The organism is Schlesneria sp., assembly GCF_036405755.1.
GTDB lineage: Bacteria > Planctomycetota > Planctomycetia > Planctomycetales > Planctomycetaceae > Schlesneria > Schlesneria sphaerica.
Map to the genome: position 1 here is coordinate 1 of NZ_DASWWZ010000093.1, position 3,397 is coordinate 3,397.

Annotated in this window: 4 protein-coding genes; all 4 read left to right on the top strand. The window is 59.2% G+C overall.

Going from position 1 to position 3,397, the window contains the following annotated elements:
- Positions 1 to 448: 448 nt before the first annotated feature.
- Positions 449 to 2,029: an alkaline phosphatase D family protein gene (locus VGE80_RS03050; protein ID WP_440591634.1), complete on the top strand. Its 1,581-nt coding sequence runs from the start codon at positions 449 to 451 to the stop codon at positions 2,027 to 2,029.
- A 325-nt stretch (positions 2,030 to 2,354) separates the two neighbouring features.
- Positions 2,355 to 2,597 (top strand): FeoA family protein, encoded by a 243-nt coding sequence (locus tag VGE80_RS03055; RefSeq protein ID WP_440591632.1) that lies wholly within the window; start codon positions 2,355 to 2,357, stop codon positions 2,595 to 2,597.
- Positions 2,594 to 2,845 carry a FeoA family protein gene (locus tag VGE80_RS03060; RefSeq protein WP_373649943.1) on the top strand — a complete coding sequence of 84 codons (252 nt, stop codon included), beginning with the start codon at positions 2,594 to 2,596 and terminating at the stop codon, positions 2,843 to 2,845. The genes VGE80_RS03055 and VGE80_RS03060 overlap by 4 nt, the downstream gene beginning before the upstream one ends.
- Positions 2,846 to 2,869: 24 nt before the next feature.
- Positions 2,870 to 3,397, top strand: a 528-nt coding sequence (locus tag VGE80_RS03065; RefSeq protein ID WP_440591633.1) for a FeoB small GTPase domain-containing protein, incomplete at its 3' end; no start/stop codon positions are given.

Below are 3,397 nucleotides of genomic sequence, written 5' to 3' on the forward strand. Positions count from 1 at the left end.
TGTCGGCCGTGGTTTTATTTCACACAAGTCCTCTCGTAACATCGATCCCGGCCAGCAGTAAGTCACCCCGTAGAGTTTGGCGCCGCACAACCACATCGGCGCCAAACTCACTCTCTTTCTGACTACGCAATTCACCCCAAGAGGACAACTTTGGGGTCCGCCCACACCCGCATCACATTCCCCGGGCTCAAGCCCCCTCTTACATGAGGGCCCCAACAGGACAGACACAGACTCCTCCAAGCCCTTTGGAACCGCACCGTTTGTTGTCGCCCTTGTCGTCCCCCGTAGTGCCCCTGACGATGTCGACGGCCCGGTGAATTTCTGATGAAGAATGCCCCCGACCCGGCGATGTCACTCGACAAACCGGGAAGGGCCTGCCATGGTTCAAAACTCACCCAGGAACTGCAGATATTCGCACTTTGCTGAAAGGAGCCGCCCGGTGTTTGAGCTGTCCCGAATTTCCGATGCCGTTCGTTACGAAGGGGGAATCAGTCGGCGACTTTTCCTCGCTTACAGTGCCGCACTAGCAAGCCTCCCGCAGTTGGCCGAACGAGCACAGGCAGCGGAAAAGAACGTCACATTCTCTTCGGACCCCTTCGCTTCCGGCATCGCTTCGGGCGATCCTGATTCGACGAGCGTCGTGCTCTGGACGCGGCTCATCCAGGATCCGTTCGACGCCTATGGGGGGATGTCCACCGAACCTATCCCCGTTCAGTGGGAAGTCGCGCACGACGAACAGTTCAGCAGAATCGCTGCCTCGGGAGTAGCGACGGCAACTCCGCAGCTCGGACATTCCGTACACGCCGTGGCGCAGGGACTTGAGCCGGATCGCTGGTACTTCTATCGATTTCGTGCGGGGGACGCCCAGAGCCCTGTCGGGCGCTGCCGAACACTGCCTCATGCCGACTCACTGCCAGAAAAATTGCGTTTCGCATCGACGTCGTGCCAGCACTTCGAACAGGGACTTTACACCGCCTACGAGCAGATGCAGAAAGACGACCTCGACCTCGTCTTTCACCTGGGGGATTACATTTACGAAGGCCCCGGTCGAGACAATCTTGTTCGCAAACATTTCGGCAAGGAAATCGTTTCGCTCGGCGACTATCGCATCCGCTTTGCTCAGTACCGCACCGACCCTCTGCTGAGGCAGATGCACGCTGCCTGTCCGTGGTTCGTCACGTGGGATGACCACGAATTTGACAACAACTACGCGGGCGAAATTTCGGAGCAACTGAACGAAGACCCCGTCGCCTTCCTCCAGCGGCGAGCCAACAGTTACCAGGCCTATTACGAAAATATGCCATTGCGGCCCCGTTCACTTCCGAAAGGTCCGGACATGCGACTTTATCGCAAAGGATCGTTCGGGCGCCTGGCCGAGTTTCTGATCCTCGACACGCGTCAGTACCGAACAGACCAGCCTAATAACGACAAACGAAGCCCGATCAATGACGCGGCTCTCAACCCGCAGGCGACTTTGCTGGGGCGCACACAACGACAATGGCTGCAGTCGTCGCTGCTGACCTCGCAAGCGGCATGGAACGTCCTGGCGCAGCAGGTCATGATGGGAATGGTTGGGGTCGGTCGCGAAGGGGACACTCCGCTGTATTCGATGGACCAGTGGCCAGGCTACTCGCACGAGCGAATCCAGTTAGCGAACTTCCTCGCCGAACGCCGGATCCCCAACCCCGTGGTCCTGACGGGAGATATTCACTCGAACTGGGCCAATGAACTGCGAGTCGACGATCGGAATCCGGAAACGCCGCTCGTCGCGACCGAGTTTGTCGCCACCAGCCTGAGCAGCGGAGGAAACGGGCGTGCCCGTCCGGATTATGTTGACCTGCTGCAAGCGACTCATCCCTTCGTCAAGCTGCACAACAATGAACGGGGCTACATCCGCTGTACCGTCACGCCCCAAAGCTGGACCAGTGACTACGTCGCCGTGGAGGACGTCCTGGCCCCAGGTGGCAACATCGTCACCCGGGCCTCATTCGTTGTCGAAGCCGGCCGACCTCAACTGAATAAGGCCTGACCGTCTCCAGTAAGCCGACGGCCGGTTCGAGGAATTCGTTCTGCAAGCCCAGCCCCCGGAACCGCTCCGTGTCACACGCGAGTGCCGGGGGCCGGGGTGCGGAATTCCCACCGATGCAGCGGCCCCGACCTGTTGAGACGGGATCTCAGGGCTTTTGAGCTGAGACCAGGTGTCCATCCCCTGGACGGGGGCTGACGGGGGGAAATTCAGAGCTCGGACTGAATTCTGACTGGCTGACATCCGATCTTGTGGATAGAATCCGTGATCAAAGTTGAGACTGAGTCTCAACCCCTGTTGCGATCTCTGCATTGAGAAGGTGTCGCGAATGGCGAGCGTGATTTCACGAACACTGCCCATTGAGGCGATGGCTGCCGGAGAACGGGGAGTTGTCGTCGAGATTGATGGCACTCCGGAACTCGTGGTCCGCCTGGCCGAGATGGGACTGCATACCGGAACCCGGATCCACCTGATTCGGCCGGGGGCACCGTGCATTCTCGAGATTGAACAGCAACGCTTTTCGTTCCGTTTTGACGACCTGGTGACCGTGCTGGTGGAAATCGCAGAATGACTTTGGATGAATTGGCAATCGGGCAAACGGCTGAGATTGTCGATGTCCAGGGTGAAGACGGAATTGCTATCCGCCTGCTGGAAATGGGCCTCACCGAGGGGGAAGAGATCACCCTCGTGGGAATTGCCCCGCTGGGCGACCCCAAAGAATACCTGATTCGCAGCTATCGCCTTTCGCTCCGCCAGGCGGAAGCGAAACGTGTCACGATCATTGCCAGGCAGGGCACTGAGCGAGCGGCTGATCTCTGAACACCAAAACGGCTCTCCTCACCCATGCTCGATCAAGCTCAGACACTCACCACCGAACGGACCGTCGCGGTCATTGGTAACCCTAACACCGGTAAAAGCACGCTTTTCACCGCCCTGACCGGCGTACACTCACGGATCGGCAATTACCCCGGTGTCACCGTCGAGAAGAAACTGGGCTGGTTCCAGCACGAAGGGCAGTCGGTCCGACTCGTCGACCTTCCCGGCACCTACAGCCTTTCCCCGCGAACACTCGACGAAATGGTGTCGGTCGATGTCCTGCTGGGCAGCCAGCCGGACGTCGGTTCGCTGGATGCCATCGTCTGCATCGCCGATGCCTCGAACCTGGAACGCAACCTCTACGTCGTCAGTCAGGTTCTCGATCTGGGGCTGCCGACGGTCCTTGTACTCAACATGTGGGACGTTGCGACTGAACGGGGTATCCAGATCGATGTCGCTGAACTGGAACGACGACTGGGAATCACCGTCGTCCCCTGCGAGGCCCACAAACGAAAACATATCGACGCCGTCCGGACCGCCATCCTGCGGGCCTGT

Coding starts and splice junctions, on each gene's coding strand:
- VGE80_RS03055 (WP_440591632.1), top strand. CDS start 2,355: ATGGCGAGCGTGATTTCACGAACACTGCCCATTGAGGCGATGGCTGCC.
- VGE80_RS03060 (WP_373649943.1), top strand. CDS start 2,594: ATGACTTTGGATGAATTGGCAATCGGGCAAACGGCTGAGATTGTCGAT.